This is a genomic window from Pseudomonas sp. 58 R 12, from assembly GCF_900005865.1.
In the GTDB taxonomy this organism is placed as follows: Bacteria; Pseudomonadota; Gammaproteobacteria; order Pseudomonadales; family Pseudomonadaceae; genus Aquipseudomonas; species Aquipseudomonas tritici.
In genome coordinates, this window is the sequence record NZ_CVTP01000018.1 from 58,451 (window position 1) to 79,590 (window position 21,140).

19 protein-coding genes are annotated in these 21,140 nt (G+C 60.4%); 9 read left to right on the plus strand and 10 right to left on the minus strand.

The annotated features are described in order from the left end of the window. Positions 1-2 precede the first annotated feature (2 nt). The 4 genes from BFP95_RS15270 to BFP95_RS15285 all read left to right on the plus strand — a co-directional run bounded on the left by BFP95_RS15270 (position 3) and on the right by BFP95_RS15285 (position 3,143). Positions 3-731, plus strand: coding sequence for an adenosylcobinamide-GDP ribazoletransferase (locus BFP95_RS15270; RefSeq protein WP_065881184.1), 729 nt, complete (start codon positions 3-5; stop codon positions 729-731). A gap of 42 nt (positions 732-773) precedes the next feature. Then, positions 774-1,178 carry a MarR family winged helix-turn-helix transcriptional regulator gene (locus BFP95_RS15275; RefSeq protein WP_065873777.1) on the plus strand — a complete coding sequence of 135 codons (405 nt, stop codon included), beginning with the start codon at positions 774-776 and terminating at the stop codon, positions 1,176-1,178. Between the two features lie 63 nt (positions 1,179-1,241). After that, positions 1,242-2,441 (plus strand): MFS transporter, encoded by a 1,200-nt coding sequence (locus tag BFP95_RS15280; RefSeq protein WP_175402989.1) that lies wholly within the window; start codon positions 1,242-1,244, stop codon positions 2,439-2,441. A 150-nt stretch (positions 2,442-2,591) separates the two neighbouring features. Further along, a complete protein-coding gene (locus BFP95_RS15285; RefSeq protein ID WP_065873775.1) occupies positions 2,592-3,143 on the plus strand; it encodes a glutathione peroxidase in 552 nt (183 codons plus the stop codon). 65 nt (positions 3,144-3,208) lie between these two features. Here the strand turns inward: BFP95_RS15285 and BFP95_RS15290 are convergent, their stop codons facing one another. The 4 genes from BFP95_RS15290 to BFP95_RS15305 all read right to left on the minus strand — a co-directional run bounded on the left by BFP95_RS15290 (position 3,209) and on the right by BFP95_RS15305 (position 6,375). After that, the gene (locus tag BFP95_RS15290) at positions 3,209-4,492 is read right to left on the minus strand and encodes an OmpP1/FadL family transporter (RefSeq protein ID WP_065873774.1); all 1,284 of its coding nucleotides are present in this window, start codon (positions 4,490-4,492) and stop codon (positions 3,209-3,211) included. A 145-nt stretch (positions 4,493-4,637) separates the two neighbouring features. Continuing rightward, positions 4,638-5,120, minus strand: coding sequence for a hypothetical protein (locus tag BFP95_RS15295; protein WP_065910388.1), 483 nt, complete (start codon positions 5,118-5,120; stop codon positions 4,638-4,640). Between the two features lie 281 nt (positions 5,121-5,401). Next, positions 5,402-5,626, minus strand: a complete 225-nt coding sequence (locus BFP95_RS15300; protein WP_003175353.1) for a hypothetical protein — start codon at positions 5,624-5,626, stop codon at positions 5,402-5,404. Positions 5,627-6,069: 443 nt separating this feature from the next. Continuing rightward, positions 6,070-6,375 (minus strand): hypothetical protein, encoded by a 306-nt coding sequence (locus tag BFP95_RS15305; RefSeq protein ID WP_065873772.1) that lies wholly within the window; start codon positions 6,373-6,375, stop codon positions 6,070-6,072. Between the two features lie 457 nt (positions 6,376-6,832). On the opposite strand from BFP95_RS15305, the gene BFP95_RS15310 reads away from it, so the two are divergent. Together BFP95_RS15310 and rmuC are read left to right on the plus strand one after the other, a co-directional pair. Further along, positions 6,833-7,156 carry a hypothetical protein gene (locus BFP95_RS15310; RefSeq protein ID WP_025855837.1) on the plus strand — a complete coding sequence of 108 codons (324 nt, stop codon included), beginning with the start codon at positions 6,833-6,835 and terminating at the stop codon, positions 7,154-7,156. Positions 7,157-7,331: 175 nt separating this feature from the next. Continuing rightward, entirely contained in the window at positions 7,332-8,696 is a 1,365-nt protein-coding gene (rmuC, locus tag BFP95_RS15315) for a DNA recombination protein RmuC (RefSeq protein WP_175405797.1), read from the plus strand. 103 nt (positions 8,697-8,799) lie between these two features. On the opposite strand, the gene BFP95_RS15320 is transcribed toward rmuC, so the two are convergent. From BFP95_RS15320 to BFP95_RS15330, 3 genes are all read right to left on the minus strand, one after another. Next, the gene (locus tag BFP95_RS15320) at positions 8,800-12,270 is read right to left on the minus strand and encodes a hybrid sensor histidine kinase/response regulator (RefSeq protein WP_065873770.1); all 3,471 of its coding nucleotides are present in this window, start codon (positions 12,268-12,270) and stop codon (positions 8,800-8,802) included. A gap of 332 nt (positions 12,271-12,602) precedes the next feature. Further along, positions 12,603-12,986 carry a YbaN family protein gene (locus BFP95_RS15325; protein WP_065873769.1) on the minus strand — a complete coding sequence of 128 codons (384 nt, stop codon included), beginning with the start codon at positions 12,984-12,986 and terminating at the stop codon, positions 12,603-12,605. 20 nt (positions 12,987-13,006) lie between these two features. Continuing rightward, positions 13,007-13,594 (minus strand): UPF0149 family protein, encoded by a 588-nt coding sequence (locus BFP95_RS15330; RefSeq protein WP_049712128.1) that lies wholly within the window; start codon positions 13,592-13,594, stop codon positions 13,007-13,009. A 275-nt stretch (positions 13,595-13,869) separates the two neighbouring features. On the opposite strand from BFP95_RS15330, the gene recQ reads away from it, so the two are divergent. Beyond that, positions 13,870-15,996 (plus strand): DNA helicase RecQ, encoded by a 2,127-nt coding sequence (gene recQ / locus BFP95_RS15335; RefSeq protein WP_065881174.1) that lies wholly within the window; start codon positions 13,870-13,872, stop codon positions 15,994-15,996. A gap of 121 nt (positions 15,997-16,117) precedes the next feature. Further along, on the plus strand, positions 16,118-16,552 hold the full coding sequence (locus BFP95_RS15340) for a MarR family transcriptional regulator (protein WP_028617350.1): 435 nt from the start codon (positions 16,118-16,120) through the stop codon (positions 16,550-16,552). A 185-nt stretch (positions 16,553-16,737) separates the two neighbouring features. Here the strand turns inward: BFP95_RS15340 and BFP95_RS15345 are convergent, their stop codons facing one another. Continuing rightward, positions 16,738-18,927, minus strand: a complete 2,190-nt coding sequence (locus BFP95_RS15345) for a patatin-like phospholipase family protein (protein ID WP_065881172.1) — start codon at positions 18,925-18,927, stop codon at positions 16,738-16,740. An 84-nt stretch (positions 18,928-19,011) separates the two neighbouring features. On the opposite strand from BFP95_RS15345, the gene BFP95_RS15350 reads away from it, so the two are divergent. After that, positions 19,012-19,299 carry a SelT/SelW/SelH family protein gene (locus tag BFP95_RS15350; protein ID WP_065873766.1) on the plus strand — a complete coding sequence of 96 codons (288 nt, stop codon included), beginning with the start codon at positions 19,012-19,014 and terminating at the stop codon, positions 19,297-19,299. Positions 19,300-19,309: 10 nt separating this feature from the next. Here BFP95_RS15350 and BFP95_RS15355 read toward each other — a convergent pair whose 3' ends face one another. Both BFP95_RS15355 and BFP95_RS15360 read right to left on the minus strand, forming a co-directional pair. Next, a complete protein-coding gene (locus BFP95_RS15355) occupies positions 19,310-20,194 on the minus strand; it encodes a DMT family transporter (RefSeq protein ID WP_065881170.1) in 885 nt (294 codons plus the stop codon). A gap of 99 nt (positions 20,195-20,293) precedes the next feature. Beyond that, positions 20,294-21,043: an AraC family transcriptional regulator gene (locus BFP95_RS15360; RefSeq protein ID WP_065910389.1), complete on the minus strand. Its 750-nt coding sequence runs from the start codon at positions 21,041-21,043 to the stop codon at positions 20,294-20,296. Positions 21,044-21,140: the final 97 nt, after the last annotated feature.

A 21,140-nucleotide genomic window follows, 5' to 3' on the forward strand; every position in this document is an offset into this window, starting at 1 on the left:
TCATGCTGCCATTCTGGATCGCCCTGCAATTTCTCAGCAGCCTGCCGATTCGTCTGCCGGGCATGCCGCAGCCTCAGGAGCTGGGACGTTCACTGCTGTTTTATCCGGTGGTGGGGCTTTTGTTCGGCGTGCTGTTGTGGGCCTTGAACACGGTATTGATGGGCGCGCCGCTGTTGCTGCATGCCGCGCTGTTGCTGACGGCCTGGGTGTTGCTCAGCGGCGGCCTGCACCTGGACGGTCTTGCGGACAGCGCCGATGCCTGGTTGGGCGGTTTCGGCGACCGCGAGCGTACGCTCACGATCATGAAGGACCCGCGCAGCGGGCCGATTGCCGTGGTCACCCTGGGGTTGGTGCTGCTGCTCAAGTTCACCGCCTTGGTGGCGTTGATCGAGCAACATGACGGTGCAGCGCTGATCCTGGCGCCGCTGATCGGACGCGCATCGATGCTGGCGCTGTTTCTGACCACACGCTATGTGCGTGCCGGAGGATTGGGCCAGGCGTTGTCGGATCATTTACCGAGGATCGTCGGCCAACAGGTACTGATCCTCAGCGGCCTGGCCTGCATCCTGATCGGCGGCTTCAGGGGTGGGCTTGCGGTATTGCTCGCTGCACTCTGCTTCATGGGCCTGCGCCAACTGATGGTCAATCGCCTGGGCGGCACCACGGGTGACACCGCTGGCGCCTTGCTGGAGCTGCTGGAAGTCGCGGTTCTGGTGGCTCTGGCGCTGTAACACTTTCTTGCATTTCCTTAATCGCGGGTATATACACGTTCCATGCTTGCCTCCCAGTGTTTATGTACCAACCTGCGACGTGCCGCCCGTGGCGTCAGCAGGCATTACGACGGCGCCCTTGATGGCTTCGGGATCAACGTCGCCCAGTATTCGTTGCTGTGCAACTTGCAGCGGCTCGATCAACCGAGCATCTCCAGCCTGGCGGAAGCCATGGGACTTGACCGCAGCACCTTGGGGCGCAACCTTCGGGTGTTGGAAGGCGAAGGCCTGGTGCAACTGGTGGAAGGCGATGACCTGCGCAATCGCCTGGTGATGCTGACGGCGGACGGTGAAGCACGACTCGCTGCAGCTTTACCCGCCTGGGAGGCGGCGCAGCAAAAATTGATCGATCAACTCGGCGCGGAAAAACGCGAAACCTTGTTGGCCTTGCTGGACGAACTCGCCTGAACGCGGGTTTGTTCGACTATAAGCGGGTATATACCCGCGAGCGGAGAATAAGAAATGACTTCCATGTGGCGCACCAGTGGCTGGATTCTTGTGGGGAGTGCGCTGATCCTGGCACTGTCGTTGGGTGTGCGGCACGGTTTCGGCCTGTTCCTGGCGCCGATGAGCAGCGAGTTCGGCTGGGGCCGTGAGACCTTCGCCTTCGCGATCGCTTTGCAGAACCTGATCTGGGGTTTGGCGCAGCCGTTTACCGGCGCCCTTGCCGATCGGTTTGGCGCCACTAAAGCGGTGTTTGTAGGCGGTATCCTGTACGCCGTGGGCCTGGTGTTGATGGGCATGTCTGATTCGGCATGGTCGTTGTCGCTCAGCGCTGGCTTGTTGATTGGTATCGGGCTGTCCGGCACCTCGTTCTCGGTGATTCTCGGCGTGGTCGGCCGCGCCGTGGCCCCGGAAAAACGCAGCATGGCGATGGGAATCGCGAGTGCTGCCGGTTCGTTCGGTCAGTTCGCCATGGTGCCGGGCACACTGGGTTTGATCAGCTGGTTGGGCTGGTCCGCCGCATTGCTTGCGCTGGGCTTGATGGTGGCACTGATTCTGCCACTGGTCGCCATGCTCAAGGACCGGCCACTGCCGGTGATGACCGGTCAGCAAACCTTGCGCGAAGCCTTGAAGGAAGCGTGCTCTCACTCCGGGTTCTGGCTGTTGGCCTTTGGCTTTTTTGTTTGCGGTTTCCAGGTGGTGTTTATCGGCGTGCACCTGCCGGCGTATCTGGTGGATCAGCACTTGCCAGCCACCACAGGCACCACGGTGCTGGCACTGATCGGGCTGTTCAATATCTTCGGTACCTACACTGCTGGCTGGCTCGGCGGGCGCATGTCCAAGCCGCGTTTGTTGACAGGGTTGTACCTGCTGCGTGCGGTGGTGATCGTGGTGTTTCTTTGGGCGCCGGTTACCGAAGTTACGGCCTACGTGTTCGGCATGGCCATGGGCTTCTTGTGGCTGTCCACTGTGCCGCTGACCAACGGCACAGTCGCGACGCTGTTTGGTGTGCGAAACCTCTCCATGCTTGGTGGGATAGTGTTCCTGTTCCACCAACTCGGTTCGTTCCTGGGGGGCTGGTTGGGTGGGGTGGTCTATGATCGAACCGGTAGCTACGATTTGATCTGGCAGGTGGCAATTCTGTTGAGCCTGCTCGCCGCGGCCTTGAATTGGCCGGTGCGTGAGCGGCCAGTGGCGCGATTGCAGGCGCAGATGGAGGCGGCATGAGCATAGCGATACGTGGTTTAGTCGTTATCGCGGGGTTGATCATGGTGCTGCTGGCCTGGTGGGGCTGGCAGAACGGCGGTCTCGCGTTGATGCAGTTGGGTATGTCGATCTGTTAACTTCATGGTCTGATTATTTTCAAGGACACACGACATGCAGATGCGTTGGCTCGCTGTACCCGTCTTGATGGCTGTCGGCAGTGCCGCCCTGGCTGCCAGTTGCCCGCCGCTGCTGGAAGGCCAGTTGCCCAAGCTGCGCGCCAAGGAATCCATCGACCTGTGCGAGCGGTTTGCCGGCAAACCCTTGGTCATCGTCAACACGGCGAGCTTCTGTGGGTTCGCCCCACAGTTCAAAGGTCTCGAAGCCTTGTACCAACGCTACAAGGGCGAAGGGCTGGAAGTGATCGGCGTGCCCTCCGATGACTTCAAGCAGGAAGCCAAGACCGGCGAAGAGACGGCTAAGGTGTGTTACGTCAACTATGGCGTTACCTTCACCATGACCGAACCACAGAAGGTCAAGGGCCCGGATGCGGTACACCTTTTCAAGGTGTTAGCGCAGCAGACCGACGCGCCGCCGAAATGGAATTTCTACAAGTACGTGGTGGATCGACAAGGCAAGGTGATTGCCAATTTCTCCAGCCTGACCAAGCCGGACAACCCGGACCTGATCAAGGCGGTGGAAGAGGCGATTGCTTCCAAGCCTTGATTGTCAGCCGTTAAAAAGCCCCGCCTCCTTTGCAGGAGAGCGGGGCTTTTTTACACCTGTCTGGATCAGAAGGTGTAGGTCATGCCCAGGCCGAAACCATTGGCACTGTTTTCGTACTTGGCGCGGTAGCTCGCCGTCGACGGTGCATCAGCGGTCTGGTTGACCTTGATGTCTTCTTCTTTCAGGTAGGAGTAAGCCAGGTCGACGGTCATGTTATCCATGACTTTGTAGCCCAGGCCAACGCTGAAAATCGTACGGTCGCCAGTCGGGATGCGCGGCGAGCGGTCAGTATTGTTGGTGGGCGACTGGTCGAACGTCAGGCCGGTACGCAGCACCACTTGCTTGGTCAACTGGTAGGAGGTACCCACCGCGTAGGCCCAAGTGTCGTGCCAGTTTTGTTCTTCGGTGATGGAAGTGAGTTGGCTTGTTGCCAAAGCGCCGCCAGCGGCTGTAACGCCTTCGTTGTTGACGGTGATTTCCTTCAGGCGGCTCCAGCGCGTCCAGGTAGCACCGCCATACAATTTCCAGGCATCGGTCAGGTCTTGAGTGACCGACAGGTCGTAGGACTCAGGCGTGTCGATTTTCAGCGAAGCATCGTAACGGTTGTTTCGCAAAAACGGTTGAGTCGCCGTAGGGCCGCTGACGGTGGTGTGGCCTTCAAGCTTGTACTTGACCTTCGAGTGGTAGGTCAGGCCGACACGGGTGGTATCGGTGGCCTGGACCAGTACGCCGACGTTGAAGCCCAGCGCGGTGTCGTCACCCTTGATCTTGACGTTGGTATCGCTGACGGCAGGGTTCAGCGTCCTGTCCGATTCCAGTACACCGGAAATCCGGTTGATGGTCGGGCCAAAGCCGATGGATACGCGGTCGTTGAAGGCATAGCTGACAGTTGGCTGGAAGGTCATGACCTTCACTTCGCTCTTGCTGCCGAAGCCACGGCCCTGGAAGCCGTTTTCATAGTCGGTCACCAGGCCAAACGGTGCATATACACCGAAGCCGATGGCCCACTGATCATTGAGTTTGTTGGTGTAGAAACCGAATGGCACCGCGGTGAACGGGACCATGTCGCCTTTATTCGAGCCGCGCGAGTTGCCGCCGGTGTCGCTGATGTCAGTCGAGGCATCAATTGCTGCAACGCCACCCGTGATTTGCTGGCCATTCAGGCGAGCCATACCGGCAGGGTTACCGTAAACAGTGCTTGCATCATCGGCAGAAGAAGAGCGACCCGCGAAACCGGTACCCATCCCGCTCACGCTTTGTTCGTTCAGCGCGAAACCGCTTGCAAACAGTTGGGAGGAGGCCATGGCAACGGCGAGGCTAAGTGTGGTCTTGAGCATTACTTTTTTCATTATTAGAACTCCGAGTGATCACCGCTGCGGAAAGTATCAATAAATTTAACATCGCGCTATAGGCTGAAACGTAGGAGATAGAGCGGTTTTGTAGGACAATCCGACCAGAATTCGGGTTTTTTGACGAATCTTGCAAATTGCCCGGTCAGCAAACCGCGTGATTCATGGGTGAAACACAGGTTTGCCAGGCTTGAGTGAAATCACGCAGGCGTCCTTGAGGGTGAAAAATTTCTTTCCAGATACGCGCCATACCCAGCACATCACCCGGCGGGGGCAGTGCGAGAGTGTGTTGTTCGACTAAAAGCCAGGCAATGGCCGTGGCATAGCGCAGGTTAACCGTCAGTTCGAGTTGCGGCGCGCTGAGGAACGCATGCTGGCTGGCCAGGCCGCGCACCAGGCTCGCGCGATCGGGGTCCAGCGCGAGGTAATCGTCCCACAAGGCGCGATGGCGAGGTTCGGTGATGCTGTACAGGCCGTGTCCACGCCGGTCATGCAAGGCGGAACCCAATTCCGATTGGCTGGCGGCAATGCCCAGCAGCAAGGACTCAGCCGTTTGGTTATGGCGGCCGAGGTAAAGCAAGGTCGGCCGGATCACATAACGACACAATTCGCTGGCAGCGATACCCATACACGCCTCAATCCGTGAAAGTGGTCGACGAGTCCTGAGAAGGGGGGGGCTTGGCAGCGGTGGATCGGATCTCAGGCTCGCCGGAAGCGGATCAAGCCGCTTGAGTTGAAGTGTAGTGTCATATTTACGATGTAAAGGACTGTTTTTAAAACATCTTCTGCATCCAGTTATAACGGTTATATCTATTTGAACTTAGGGCAAAAGGTTGATACTCAAATCGCAGGCAATAAAAAACCCTGCTTTTTGAGCAGGGTCTTTTGTGTTTCAGCGACTCGGGTCGATCAGGCAACCAGTGCCTGACGGGTACGCTCGATCACGGCCTGCAGCGGTTCTGCGCTGGAGTATTGATCGGGGTACAGGCGTTCGCTGTGACGTGCGATGCCGTGTTCGTTAACCAGGGTGAAGCTGAAGCAGCCTTTGCGAGCGGCCATGATCAGGCAGTTCATTGGGGCAAAAGCGTTGGTGAGGGTGCGAATGGCATCCTGAGTATGGATTTGAGCGTTCATGTTATGGGTGTTCCTACAAATGACACGGATAAGAACCGTGCCGTATTAAAACGTTCCAGTGACGTTGATCACTATTGATCAAACGAAGAACCCGACTGGAACAAAGCAGCCAGTTTGAAGCGCTAATAATTTAGGCGCGCTTGGGCTGGCAGGTAGGTACTTAGGAGGGCAGGCAACACAACAGGGGCAAAGGTTCTGGGCCCGGGGTGAAGATCCTGATCAATTTGCAGGTTGGTTCGGTCAGAGTATTGAAACTTCGCGACACCCTTTGCTTGTTCAAAGGCCGTGTCGTCGCAAGTGATACCTGGAAACCATCGAGGTGGTCGATCCCGTGTTGTTCAGGGGACTTGTTCGACCAGAATTGACTTTCAGCTTGGTACTAACGCCGCGGATAGTAACGGATTGAATCAGGTTAGGGAAGTATGCAAGTCAAAAAACTTCAATCAGCCGCCCAGCAGGCCTCGATAGACCAGCACAGTGATCGCCGCTGCCAGCGAGCAGCCCAGTCCGTAGGCGGCGAGGGTCAAGCGCAGTGACTGGCCGGTCTCGACCACCTTCATCACATCGGCCATGTCATTGATGCGGCCTTCGCCCAATTCAATGCACAGGCTCACGGCAGTGAAAGCCGCCGACAGCAGGATAGCGATGGCAAACAGCGCGCCATCCGGGGAGGGCAGTGCCGCATTGATTCCCAGGGAAGCGGAGCAGATGGCCAGTAGCAACACGGCGAACAACAGCATTCCTTTCATCGACTCACCCACCGTTGCGTTTTAGGGCGGGGAGTGTGGCGAGCCAGCAAAGATTTGAAAAGTCCCTGTTTTGCCCTGGCGGTAACATTATTGCGGCGAATTGCTTCAAGAAAAGCCGGCGATATAACCAGCGGATGGGTACTTGTGCACATTAGTTGCGGGGTGTGTAACCGCGCTGTCAACTGCACTGCAGAGCCACCAGTTGCCTGCAATGGAAATTTAAGTCAATGAAAAATCTGGCTTTTTTTTATTGGTGAAAAAATCGTCAGTTTGACTGCGACCCCCATGCCATGGGGCTTTGCGCGAGTTAAAGCAGGGTTGTCCACTGAGTTATCCACAGCTTCTGTGGATTGTCCCGAGCGCTTGCTCTAGAACGGGCGTACAGAGTTTTTTCAGCTTTACCTGTACGAAAAAAAGAGTAGAGTGGCGCGCCTTCCGTTCTGTCCCACAGTGCTTTATGAAGTTTCGCTCAGTATCACCTTCTGTTACCGACACTCCTCAAACTGTTACCGCTCCCAAACGCTTCTCCTTGAAAGTTGCCTTGTGGTTGCTCGACAGCCCCCGCCTGGGTCACAACACCAACGTCAAACACTTCGCCGGGCGTTTGCTCAAGCAGCCGGCCCGTGAAGGCGTGGTTGCCGCCCAAAGCCGCCTGGGCCAACTGATGTGCCGTGAGTGCGGAAATGCCCGCGACCGCCGCATCGGCCACGACCTGCTGCGCCTGGCGGCCCGCGCCGGTGACCGCCGCGCCCAGCGTGAACTGGGCCAGGTCGAAGACTGAGCTGTCCTCAGGCCCTGTGCTCCGCTAACCTTGCTTTTTTTCGGTGATGGCAGACATGTCTATGGTTTTTGACTGGACCAGTATTGCCCTGGGCCTTGCTGGCGCAGCTGTGCCTTTATTGGCCGTGTGCTGGCAGCTTCAGCGCCGGCTGACCGCGCGCATGACCGGCTGGGAACTGCTCGAAGAGCGCCTGGCGACCGCGCAACTGGCCCAGGAAGGCTTCGCCGCACAGTTGGATGCCAGCCGCGATGAGATCAGCGATCTGAGCCAGGCCAACGCGGCCAAGCAGGCTGACTTGGCCGCTGTGCGCCGCGAAGTCGAACTGCTGCAGATCGACCGCGACAACGCGCGCGACGCCGCCCACGCCTGGAACCTCGACCGCAGCGCCAGGGAGACCGAGCTCCGCCGCCTCGATGCGTTGTCGGCCGCTTTGCGCGCAGAACTGCGTGAACAGCAGGATAGCCATCAACAACGCCTAGCCGACCTGCAAGGCTCGCGGGATGAACTGCGTGCACAGTTCGCCGAACTGGCCGGCAAGATCTTCGACGAGCGTGAACAGCGCTTCGCCGAAACCAGCCAGGAGCGCCTGGGCCAACTGCTCGACCCATTGAAAGAGCGCATCCAGTCCTTCGAAAAACGCGTGGAAGAGAGCTATCAGAGCGAGGCGCGCGAGCGTTTTTCCCTGGCCAAGGAGCTTGAGCGCCTACAGCAACTGAACCTGCGCCTGTCAGACGAGGCCACCAACCTGACCCGCGCGCTCAAGGGCCAGAAAACCCAAGGCAACTGGGGTGAACTGATCCTTGAGCGGGTGCTGGAGCATGCGGGCCTGGAGAAAGGCCGCGAGTACCAGACCCAGGTCAGCCTGAAGGGCCCGGACGGCGAGCGTTTCCAGCCCGACGTGCTGATCATGTTGCCCGGCGACAAGCAGGTGGTGGTGGATTCCAAGGTCAGCCTCACCGCGTATCAACAGTACGTGGCCGCGGATGATGATGTGATCGGCCAAGCAGCGTTGAAGCAGCACGTGCTGTCGTTGCGCAACCACGTCAAAGGATTGGCCGGTAAGGATTACAAACGCCTGGAAGGCTTGCATAGCCTGGATTTCGTGTTGCTGTTCGTGCCGATCGAAGCAGCGTTTTCCGCTGCGTTGCAGGCCGAACCGAATCTGTTCCAGGAAGCGTTCGACCGCCATATCGTGATCGTCAGCCCGACCACGTTGCTCGCTACCCTGCGCGTGATCGACAGCCTGTGGAAGCAGGAGCGCCAGAGCCAGAACGCGCGAGAAATCGCCGAGCGTGCGGGGTGGCTGTATGACAAGTTCGTGCTGTTTATCCAAGACCTGGATGAAGTAGGTAACCGCTTACAACAGCTGGATAAGGCTTACAGCTCGGCGCGAAACAAGCTGACAGATGGACGCGGAAATCTGGTCAGCCGGACCGAGCAATTGCGGTTGCTTGGTGCTCGGGCCAGCAAGAGCTTGCCGGCGGATTTGTTGGAGCGGGCGATGACCGATTCAGACGGTGTTGCCCATCTACCTGAATAAGATGCGGTGGGTGTGGGAGCTGGCTTGCCTGCGATAGCGGTCGTGAAAGATCCACCGTTATCGCAGGCAAGCGAGCTCCCACATTTGACCCAGTCGGACCGGCCTACAGCGGCAAATGCCGACTCAGCAAAGCCCGCAACGCCGCCGGCTTGACCGGTTTAGCCAAATAATCCAGCCCCGCCGCATGCACCTCGGCCATCATCTCCGGGCGGCCGTCGGCACTGATCACCACGCCGGGAATCGGCTCCGCCAATTGCGCGCGCAGCCATCCCATCAACTCAGTACCGGTTTCGCCATGGTCCAGGTGGTAGTCCACCAGGGCCAGTTGCGGGCGCACGCCATCCGCCAGCAACGCCGCGCATTGCGCCTGGTCCGTCGCGGTCCACACTTCACACCCCCACCGCGTCAACAGGCTGCGCATGCCGATCAGAATGCTCTCTTCGTTATCCACGCACAGCACCTGAGCACCGCTCAGCGGCAGGCCGGTTTCCTGTGGTGTCTTGACCTGCGGGCTGGCCTGGTTGCGCGCCAGTGGCACGCGCACACTGAATACGCTGCCTTTGCCAGGCCATGAGCGCACGCTCAGGCGATGGCCCAGCACACGGCACAGGCCGTCTGCGATGGCCAGGCCAAGCCCCAGGCCTTTCTCCGCGCGGGTCTGGTGGCTGTCCAAACGCTTGAATTCTTCAAAGATCACTTGCTGTTTATCCAACGGTATCCCGGGGCCACGGTCCCACACTTCCAGGCACAGTTCGCCCTTGCGTCGACGTACGCCCAGCAGCACCGGGCCGTCGGCATAACGGAAGGCGTTGGTGAGAAAATTCTGCAGGATTCGCCGCAGTAACTTGATGTCGCTGTCGACACGCACTCGACTGCCGCGCAGGCGGAAGCGCAGACCCTGCTCCTGGGCCAGCGCCTTGAACTCTGCCCCCAAAGTGTCGAACAGCTCGTTGAGTACAAAAGGCTGGCGCTGCGGATTGATCTTGCCGTTTTCCAGGCGTGAGATATCCAGCAGGTCGCTGATCAGGTCTTCGGCGGAGCGCAGCGAGCTGTCCAGGTGCTGCACCAATTGCCGGGCTTCGCCGGACAGGCCTTCGTTCTGGTGCGAGAGGGCGGCGGAGAACAGGCGTGCAGCGTTCAAGGGCTGCATCAGGTCATGGCTGACCGCCGCCAGGAAGCGCGTCTTCGACTGGCTGGCGGACTCGGCCACGCCCTTGGCGTCGGTGAGCGCTACGTTGAGCTGCGACAGCTCATGGGTGCGCTCGGTCACCCGTCGTTCCAGGCCTTCGTTGGCCTCCGTGAGTGCCTGCTCGGCTTCGCGGAAGGCGGTAATGTCAGTGAAACTCATTACGAAACCGCCGCCGGGCATCGGGTTGCCGATCAGCTCGATCACCCGCCCATTGGGGAATAAACGTTCAGAGGTGTGCGCACGGCCCTGGCGCATCCAGTGCAGGCGGCGCGCCACGTGAACCTCGGCTTCGCCCGGCCCGCACAGGCCGCGTTCGGCGTTGTAGCGGATGATGTCGGCAATCGGCCGACCGACGCTGATCAGCCCGTCCGGGTAGTTGAACAACTCCAGGTAACGCCGGTTCCAGGCCACCAATTTGAGGGACTGATCGACCACGCTGATGCCCTGGGTGATGTTCTCAATAGCACCTTGCAGCAATGCGCGGTTGAACTGCAGCACTTCCGACGCTTCATCGGCGATGCGTACTACGTCCTCCAGCTGCATCTCGCGCCCTTCGATGGCGGCTTTCACCACCGCCCGGGTCGACGATGCACCGAGTACACCCGCCAGCAACCGCTCCGTGTGGGCGATCCACTCGTTGTCTGCGTTCTGATTGGGGTTGAAGCCTTTACCCTGGCGATAGGCAAAGCGGATGAAGCTTTGCTGTGCCCGTTCCTCACCCACGAAGCGTGCGGCCAGGCTGAGCAAGTCGCTGATCTGCACCGACAGCATCGAGCGTGCGGTGGCGCGCTGGCTGATTTCCTGGCCGATAAACCGCCCGGCTTGCCAATGCTCGGAAACCCGCGTGCGGGACAGCATCGACACCCACACAAACAGCGTAAAGTTACCCGCCAGGGAGAACACCGTGCCCAAGGTCAATGAGGTGACGGACAGACCCAGCGGGTGCGAATGCATCCACGTCAGTCCTGGGAAAAGGCTAAGGGACCAACCCAGGCTTTTCGCCGTAACCGGTAGGACCAAGGTGTAGAACCACAGGAAAGTGCCCGCAGCGAGCCCCGCGAATACACCGCGTCGGTTGGCTTGCTTCCAATACAGTGCGCCGAGCATCGCCGGCGCCAGTTGGGTGACGGCGGCAAAGGCGATCTGGCCGATGGTCGCCAGGCTCGCGGTTGAGCCCAGCAGGCGATAGCTCACGTAGGCCAACAGCAGGATGATCACGATGCTGACCCGGCGTACCGACAGCATCCAGTGGCGGAACACTTCGAACGGTCGCTCGGCGCCGGAACGGCGCAGCAGCCAGGGCAGCAGCATGTCGTTGGACACCATGGTCGACAAGGCAATGCTCGCCACGATCACCATGCCGGTGGCCGCTGAAGCGCCGCCGATAAACGCCAGTACGGCGAGTGCGGGATGGGCTTCGGCCATCGGCAGGCTGATCACGTAGGAGTCGGGCATTACCGAGCTGGGCAGCATCATCTTGCCGCCCAAGGCGATCGGTACTACAAACAGCGCGGCAAGAATCAGATACGCGGGAAACACCCATTTGGCCAGGCGCAGATCCTGAGGGTCGATGTTCTCCACCACCGTGACATGGAACTGCCGAGGCAGGCAGATGATCGCCATCATCGCGACACCGGTCTGCACCACCATGGACGGCCAGTTGACGGTCTCTTTCCAGTATTCATCCAGGCGGGGGGCGAGCATCGCTTGGCTGAAAAGGTCGCCGAATCCGTCGTACAAGCCGTAGGTCACAAACGCGCCGACCGCGAGAAACGCGAACAGCTTGACGAGGGATTCAAACGCAATCGCCAGCACCATACCGCGGTGGTGCTCCGTGGCGTCGAGGTTGCGTGTACCGAAGACAATCGTGAACAGCGCCAACACCAGTGACACGATCAGCGCGGTGTCTTGAGCACGAGTGCCGGTGGTGTCGGCGCCAGCGCCGATCAGCAGATTGACGCCCAGCACGATGCCTTTGAGTTGCAGCGCGATGTAGGGCAGTACCCCCACCAGGCAGATCAACGCGACCACCACCGCCAACGATTGGGATTTACCGTAGCGCGCGGCGATAAAGTCGGCGATGGACGTGATGTTTTCCTGCTTGCTGATCAAGATCATCTTTTGCAGGACCCAGGGTGCCAACACCAGCAACAGCACCGGTCCCAGGTAGATCGGTAAAAATGCCCACAACTGTTCGGCGGCCTGACCTACAGCACCGAAGAATGTCCAACTGGTGCAATACACGGCCAGCGACAGGCTATACACCCAGGCACGCATGCGCGGCGGCAGTGGCGCACGGCGACGGTCACCATAGAAGGCGATGGCAAACATTATGGCCATATAGGCCAGGGCAACGGCGGCGATCAGCCCGCTGGACAGCGTCATGGTAACTCCGAGCATGGGAACACCCGGGCATTCCAGGCCCGGTTGGACAGTCTCGCATGATGCTCGGGGTTAGTCAGTGTCGACCAAGGTCGGGTGAGTGGTTCGTGTGGGCGCCCGCGGTGCGACGCCACGACTTGCCCGCAACGCAGCGACGCGTCCTCTGAATGAACCTGCGGTGTATCTACACATTTTCAATGTCATAGCACGTAGCAGCTGTCGAGCCCCGGCGAGGCTGCGTTGGCGGCCTGTCTGACACACCGCTGACGCAGCCTCGCCGAGGCTCGACAGCTGCTACGCAGAGGACTTGCTCGCAGGCAAGCCAGGCGCCGCCGTTATCGAGGCGGCAGGGTCTTTTGGCGCAGGATGTAGATCGTCACCAGCACGGCACTGGTCAACATGAAGCCACGTGCCCACGGCAATGGCACCAGGTAGCAGGACACACTGATGCTCAACCACATCAAGCCGATGGCGTAGACCTTGCCTTTAAGAGGGATACCGTTGCCGTCCAGGTAGTCGCGGATCCACGGACCCAGGCGCGGGTGTTGCACCAGCCAATGGTAGAAGCGTGGGGAGCTTCGGGCGAAGCAAGCGGCGGCGAGCAGCAGGAAGGGCGTTGTCGGCAAGACCGGTAGGAAGATGCCGATCACCCCCAGCGCTACGCTCAACCAGCCGATGGCCAGCAGCACGTAGCGCAGGAGCAGCGAACGATTGCCCATGGGTGTCACGGGCAAGCGACTCAGTGGTGACGTGGCTTGAGGATCGCCGGTTTTTCGTCAGGGGCGTTGCACAGCAGGTACAGCGCGGTGAGGGCTTCCGGGATCTGTACGATCATGTCGTCCATCAGGTTGGCGTCGGCGGCGATATCGGCGAACTCCGGCTGGTCGTCGAACAGGCCCGACCCCACCATGATCGGCAGCAACATTTCGCTCACTTCTTCCTCGGCAGTTTCGAACCAGGCGGCTTCGCGCAGGAACACGCCTTCCATGAAACCGATGCACCAGCCGCGCAGGTCGGAGTCGTCCGGCTCTTCGCCCAGGTCCAGTTCGCATGGCAGCTCGAATTCTTCGTCCGACGCCAGTTGGCGACCGATGTGGGCCTTGAGGGCCAACAGGGTGGATTCGATTTCTTCGCGTTGCGCGTCGTCGGCGTAGTGCGGCTCTTCGGCGAACAGGGCGTCGATCCATTCACGGTCGGGTACGACCTCGGCGCAGATCGACAGGGCGGTCAGATAGCCGTGGGCGGCCACGTAGTCCAGCGCCTCGTCATGCAGCTCATCGGCGTCGAGGAAGGCTTGCAGGCGGGTTAGTTGCTCAGCGAAGGACATTGAAGGACTACCTTGGAAATAAACGATGCTGAATTCTAGGCTTTCTTGAGCGCCCAGGCCAGCCGCCATGCAGATTTGCCCGCTTTTAGAGACGGGCTGCAATTCGTCAGTGGCGCCCTTTGCCGGGTATCGCTCGGGTATACTGCCGCGTTTTGTGATGCCCTTGCAGGCCAAACCCAGCGCGCGAAAACTTCGCTTACGGATTATTTCCCGTGAGACCGGGTTTTTTCGACCAGCCTGTACAGAGGGATTTCCGCACTATTTTGGAGTTTTACATGCTCGAGCAGGCTCAACGCGTCCTCAAGGACATCTTCGGCTACGACAGTTTTCGTGGCCGCCAGGGTGCGATCATTGAGCGCGTGGCCAGTGGTGGTGACGCACTGGTCTTGATGCCTACCGGGGGCGGCAAGTCGTTGTGCTTCCAGGTGCCGGCGCTGTTGCGCAATGGCCTGGCGGTGGTGGTGTCGCCGCTGATCGCACTGATGGACGATCAGGTGGCAACCCTGGAAGAGCTCGGCGTCGCTGCGGCGGCCTTGAACTCTACCCTCAGTGCCGAGCAACAGCGCGACCTGGCGGCCCGTATCAAGCGCGGTGAAGTAAAAATGCTTTACCTGGCCCCTGAGCGCTTGGTGCAGCCGCGCATGCTGGCCTTTCTACAGAGCCTGGAAATCGCCCTGTTCGCCATCGACGAAGCCCACTGCGTATCGCAATGGGGCCACGATTTCCGTCGCGAATACCTGCAACTGGGGCAATTGGCTGAGTTGTTCCCCGACGTTCCGCGGATTGCCCTGACGGCCACCGCCGACAAGCGCACCCGCGAAGAAATCGTCGAGCGGCTGCACCTGCAGAACGCCGAGCGCTTTCTGTCGAGCTTTGACCGGCCGAATATTTTCTACCGCATTGTGCCCAAGGAGCAGCCACGCAAGCAGTTGCTCGCGTTCCTGTCCGAGCGGCGCAGCGACGCGGGCATCGTTTACTGCCTGTCGCGTAAAAAAGTTGATGAAGTCGCCGCGTTCCTCTGCGAGCAAGGTTATCCGGCCTTGCCTTATCACGCCGGCCTGCCCAACGAAACGCGCTCTGCTCACCAGAAGCGCTTCCTCAATGAGGAGGGGCTGATCATGGTAGCCACCATCGCGTTCGGCATGGGCATCGACAAATCCAACGTGCGCTTTGTCGCGCACATGGACCTGCCTAAATCCCTCGAGGCGTACTACCAGGAAACCGGTCGCGCCGGCCGTGATGGCCTGCCGGCGGATGCCTGGATGGTCTACGGCCTGCAAGACGTGGTGATGCTCAAGCAGATGCTGCAGAACTCCGAAGGCGACGAGCGTCACAAACGCCTGGAGCAGCACAAGCTCGACGCGATGCTCTCGCTGTGTGAAGAGACCCGTTGCCGTCGCCAGACCTTGCTGGCGTATTTTGACGAAGACATGCCTGAGCCTTGCGGCCATTGCGACAACTGCATTGATGGCGTGCAGACCTGGGACGCCACGGAGCCGGCGCGTCAGGCTCTGTCCGCTATTTATCGCACGGGCCAGCGTTATGGCGTCGGTCATTTGGTGGACGTGTTGCTGGGCAAGGACAACGAGAAAGTGCGCAGCTTCGGCCACGAGAAACTTTCGGTCTACGGCGTCGGCAAGGCCCGCGCCGAGGGCGAGTGGCGCTCACTGTTCCGGCAGATGGTTGCGCGGGGCTTGGTAGACATCGATATCGAGGGCTTTGGCGGCCTGCGCCTGAACGACAGCTGCCGACCGTTGCTCAAGGGCGAAGTGAGCCTGGAGCTGCGCCGCGACCTCAAGCCGCAGACCACCGCCAAGAGCAGCACCAGCCAGGCCAGTCAGTTGGTGCGTGGCGAAGAGCGCGAGCAGTGGGAGGCCTTGCGCACCCTGCGCCGCAAACTGGCGCAGGAACACAGCGTGCCGCCGTACGTTATTTTTCCCGATTCCACCCTGCTGGAGATGTTGCGCGAGCAACCCACCAGCATGGCCGAGATGGCGCGCGTCAGTGGCGTGGGCGCACGCAAGCTGGAGCGCTACGGCCAGGCCTTCCTTGAAGTGCTCGGCGGCCAGGCCGAAGCGCCGAAGGAAGTCGCCGATATCCGCCACGAACTGATCAGCCTGGCACGCGCCGGCATGACCCCGATCCAGATCGCCGGCCAACTGCAATGCTCGGAAAAGAACGTCTACACCTTGCTGGCGGAATCCATCGGCAAGCAGCAGTTGTCGTTGGAGCAGGCGCTTGATTTGCCAGAGGATCTGCTCGGCGAAATCCAGGATGCGTTTCTCGACGGAGAGGGCGAATTGCCACCTGTGGCGGAGATCGCGCCGCTGTTTACCGGCCGTGTTCCTGAGGGTGTTTTGTACTGCGTGCGGGCGGCTTTGCAGTCTGAATTCGAGATTTAGTGCGCCAATTACGACAATGTAATAGATCAGTACATAGCAACTCTTGCCTACTGGCAAAGCTCATGCTTAGCTGACTAATAATTAGCCACACTTTATTTTCAGTCTAAAACAAGAGTTTTTTATGCCGTTAACCGATCAACACCGATTTGGCATGCAACTGGCGCAGATGTCTCGTGGTTGGCGCGCCGAGCTGGACCGCCGTTTGGCGGGGCTTGGCTTGTCCCAAGCTCGCTGGCTGGTGCTGCTGCACCTTGCCCGTTTCGAAGAAGCGCCCACCCAGCGTGAGTTGGCGCAAAGCGTTGGCGTGGAAGGGCCGACACTGGCCCGGCTGCTGGACAGCCTTGAAGGCCAAGGCCTGGTGCAACGCCAGGCGGTGGTGGAAGACCGTCGTGCCAAGCGCATCCTGCTGTGTGATACCGCCCGGCCACTGATCGAGCAGATCGAGACGATCGCCACGGCGTTGCGTCATGAGTTGTTTGTGGGGGTGGATGAAGCCGATTTGAGTGTGTGCATGCGCGTGCACGGGCACATCCTGGCGAACCTGGAAAAGTCCTGATACGGCGGATTGATAATGGGGCTTGCTGTGGCGAAAGAGCTTGCTCCCGCTGGGCTGCGCAGCAACCCCATGGCAGACCCCGGTCTATCTGAAAAAACGAGTTAATCTTTTTAGGGCCGCTTCGCGCCCCAGCGGGAGCAAGCTCCCTCGCCACAACAAGCCCACACATTCGTGCTGTGGCAGCCCTAGAACGTCTGCCCCAGGTTCAGATACACCGCCTTCTGATTGTCATCGTTGAACCCATAGCTGAAGTTCAGCGGCCCCAACGGTGTATCAAAGCCCAGGAAAATACTCGCCGCGTTGATATAGCCGCTGTCGAACTCATTGTCGTTGTTCCACGCCCGGCCGCGTTCCAGTGACGCCCCCAGGTACAACGGGAAATCCAGCGGCAGGTACGAGCGTGGCGTCAGCCGGCGGTAGTACACCGCCCGCATCAAGCTGATGTTCTGGCCCGAGATCGCATCCTGGCGGAAGCCCGACAACTGCCGCGCGCCCCCCAGCAGGAAGCTGGAAATCACCACATCCGAATCATCCAGTGTGCGCCCATAGCGCCCGCCCAGCACAAGTGTGTCCGGGCCGTGGCTCATGGCCTTGTCCAGCTTGAACTCCCATTGGCGGTAGCGCTGGTCTGAGCCCAGCCCCGGTTCGAATTCGCGGTAGGCCAGGCCGATGTCTTCGCCGGTGTGGGGGAAGTACACATTGTCCAGGGTGTCGAAGGAGTACTTCAGCTCATAGAAGCCCTCGCTGAAACTCACGCTGGGCAGGTCGCGGTCGCCGATGCGCACGTCCGCCTTGCCCCAGGCTTCACCGACGCCGAAGCGGATCTCGCCACTGTTGCCAATCTGGCGCCCTACGTTCAAGCCGAAACCGTAGCGTTCCAGGCGGTATTCGGAGATGGGGTCGTTGTCCAGGATCAGTTCGACGTTCTGCGCCTGGGCGCTGATATAAGGGGCGACAAAGTAACGCGAGCCAGTGTCCATCGGCTGGTAGAACTCGCTGTACAGCTCTTGTCGATCACCGATCTGCACCCGTGTCAGCCATTCGGCGCCGAGGCGGTTGATACCGTTCACGCGGTAGCTCGCGCCAAGGTTGAAGGCGCTATCGCCGCGCATGTCATCCGACAGGTTCAGGCCCAGGCGCAGGTAATCGGTGCCGCTGCGCTTGCCGCGCGCGCTGATCACCAAGGTGTTTTCCTTGCCTTTCTTGATCACGCGGTATTGCACTTGCTCGAAGTAATCCAGGCCATACAGGGTGCCCATGTCCGTTTGCAGGCGGCCCAGGTCCAGCGGCTCGCCCAGGTTCTGGCGGATGTAGTAGCGGATCACGTCGTCGCTGACTTTCGAGTCGTTTTCCACGCTGATGGCGGTGATTGTCGGCGTGCGTTCTCCTGGGGTACGGGCCGCCATCAATTGCGGGTCGATTGGCTCGACGGGGCGCAGATGGGCGAGGCGGGCATCGAGGGCGCGGGTAGCGCGGTAGCCGGCGTCGATCATGTCCTTGGCGCGGCCAAAGTCGGTCACGCCATAGGCAGCGAGCGGCGGCTGGATCAGCACGTCCTTGGGGTGCAGGTCCTTGAGTTGCTCTTCGGAGTTGCGCCGGGTCATCAGGGTGATGGATTGGTTAAGCACGTCCACCACCGTGGCCAGTTGCTTGCGCGAGCGCAGCGGGGTGCCGATGTCCACGACAATGGCGATATCCACGCCCATTTCCCGTGCCACATCCAGCGGGATGTTGTCGGTCATGCCGCCGTCCACCAGCAGTCTTCCGTCCAACTCCACTGGCGCGAACACGGCCGGGATCGACATGCTGGCGCGGATCACCTGGGGCAAGTGGCCCTTGCTGAATACCACCTTTTCGCCCGTGGTGATATCGGTGGCAACGGCTCTGAAGGGGATTGGCAGCTTGTCGAAGTTACGCGTGTTGCTGCTGTGGGCGAACATGCTTTCCAGCAGCAGTGCCAGGTTCTGGCCCTGGATCACGCCCAGTGGCAAGCCGAGGCTGCCGTCATCGCGGAAGCTGAGTTTCTGTTTGACCAGGAAATCCCGGTCATCCTGCTTGCGCCGGAACGGTACGTCTTCCCGAGGCGGTGCGTCAGACAGCGCCTGTTGCCAGTCGATACTCAGCGCAAGTTTTTCCAGCTCATCGATCTTGTACCCCGACGCGTACAGCCCGCCGATCACCGCGCCCATGCTGGTGCCGGCAATCGCATCGATCTGAATGCCTTGCTCCTCTAGCGCCTTGAGTACGCCGATATGCGCCAGCCCACGGGCGGCGCCACCGGACAGCACCAGGCCGATTTTCGGGCGTGGCGTTTCAACGGCATCGGCAACAAGGGGAAGCAAGCACAGAAACAGGCAGGACAGCAGGCGGCGCATCATGAATCTCAAGGCTGGACGATAAAGGCCGGTATTATAGCCACTCGATCCGCCAAGCCCGTTACGCCTGGAGCTTCTCAAATTATGTCTTCGATCAAACCCGAGATCGTTATCACCTATTGCACCCAGTGCCAGTGGCTACTGCGCGCCGCCTGGCTGGCGCAGGAATTGTTGAGCACGTTTGCCGATGACCTGGGCAAAGTGTCACTGGCGCCCGCCACCGGCGGCGCGTTTCGCATCACCTGCGATGGCGTGCAGATCTGGGAGCGTAAGGCCGACGGCGGCTTCCCTGAAGCCAAGGTGCTCAAGCAGCGCGTGCGCGACCAGATCGACCCGCAACGTGACCTGGGGCACAACGACCGCACGCAGTAAGTTTTAGAGATCAGGCCGTTGCCGCAGGCTGTTTGGCCTGGCTGGCGCCGCCCATCAAGCCCGACAACACGATCGCGACGATGATCAGCACACCGCCGAGCAGCATGCGCAGCGTCGGGGTTTCGGCAAATAGCAGCCAGGCTGCGGTGATGCCGTAGACCGGCTCCATGGCAAACACCACCGAAGCCGTGCGCGCCTTGATCACCGCGAGGCTGGCGACAAACAAGCTGTGGGCCAGGCCCGTGCAGAACACGCCGAGCAAGCCGATCCACAGCCAGTCAATCGCCCGCACGTCCGCCAGCCCAGGTGCTGCCACGGGCAACAGGCACGCTGCAACCACCACGTTCTGGCACAGCGCCGCCTGCACCGCAGGGATGCGCCCGGAACTGGCGCGATTGTTCAGTGACAGCAGGGAAAACAGCAGCCCCGAAGCGATCCCCCAGAGCAACCCGCCGGTGGCTTCGCTGGCGAGGTTGAAGTCCGGCGTGACCAGCACCAGGCCGATGCTGACCAGTACCACCAACAGCACTTCATTGGCGCGAATGCGCTCGCGGAAAATCAGTCCCTCAAGGATCACGGTAAAGGCCGGGAACGCGGTAAACCCCAGGGTCGCGACGGCCACGCCGGCCACCTTGACGGCAATAAAGAACGTTACCCAATGCGCGGCCAGCAATACGCCGCTGACCAGCAGCCGGCGCCAGTCGCGCAGCTCCAGCTTTTTCCAGGCAGTGTTGCTCGCGAACCGTGCAAATAGTGCCAGGGCAACCACGGCAAACACAGCGCGGCCAAAGACGATGATGGCGGGCGAGGCGGCCGCCAGTTTGCCGAATACACCGGTGAGGCCAAACATCAATGCGCCGATGTGCAGGGCGCCGAGGGCTGAGCGGGGAGTCATTGTGATCCTTGAATCAAGCGGGTGACAGAAGCGCAGTCTAGTGGGTCTGTCGTGCAGGCGTCTGTCGTCCGGCTCGCGATTTTTATTGCGAGACTCTTCCTACGCGTTGCGTCGCAATGCGCCCGGCGAGGCGCCAAACTCACGCAGCATCGCGGCCGCAAATGCGCTCTGCGAGGTATAGCCGACGCGATCGGCGATTTCACCAATGGGTAACGGCGTTTTGCGCAGCAGGTCCAAGGCCATGTGCAGGCGCCGGCGGCGGATATAGTCCATCGGCGTCTGCCCACATTCCGCCATGAACCGCGCGTGCAAGCGCGCCACCGACAGGTCTGCGATGCGCGCCAGGTCGGCTACCTGCAACGGGTGTGCAACGTGGCGCTCGATATGCGCATTGAATGCCTCGTACGGCAGGCGCCGGCCCGGCAGCGGTTGAGCCAGCGGGTGATTGAGGCTGGCCAACAACAGCACCGCGCCTTGCTGGACGATCAGCGGATCATCCACCGGGCTCTGCGCCAGCCATTGCACCAGTTGGCTTTGCCGCGAATCCAGGGCGAGTCGCGTGGGTTGATCAAGCAGGCGGCGACTGGCATCGGCATGTTCGCCCAACGATTGCAGCACCCAATGCTCGGTGGGCACATCCAGCACCAGGCAGCGGCTGCCATCGCGGCTGCCGCAGGCATGATGCGCGGAGAAGGGCAGCACCATCACGCTGCTTTCGCGCACCTGGCTGCCACGGCCGTCCACTTCGAAATCCAGGTGCCCGGACAGGCCGAACACCAACTGCGCATGATCATGGCTGTGGGCGATGGGCGCTTCGAGGTAGTGGCGTAGCGTGAGAGTGGGGCTCATCGCGGTCTCCTGGGCGGCAAGCCGGCAGTCTACAACGCTTCGCGTTCGGTCGGCGCTGTCATCAGACTGACGCACAGCTGTCATGGGCTATTAACCG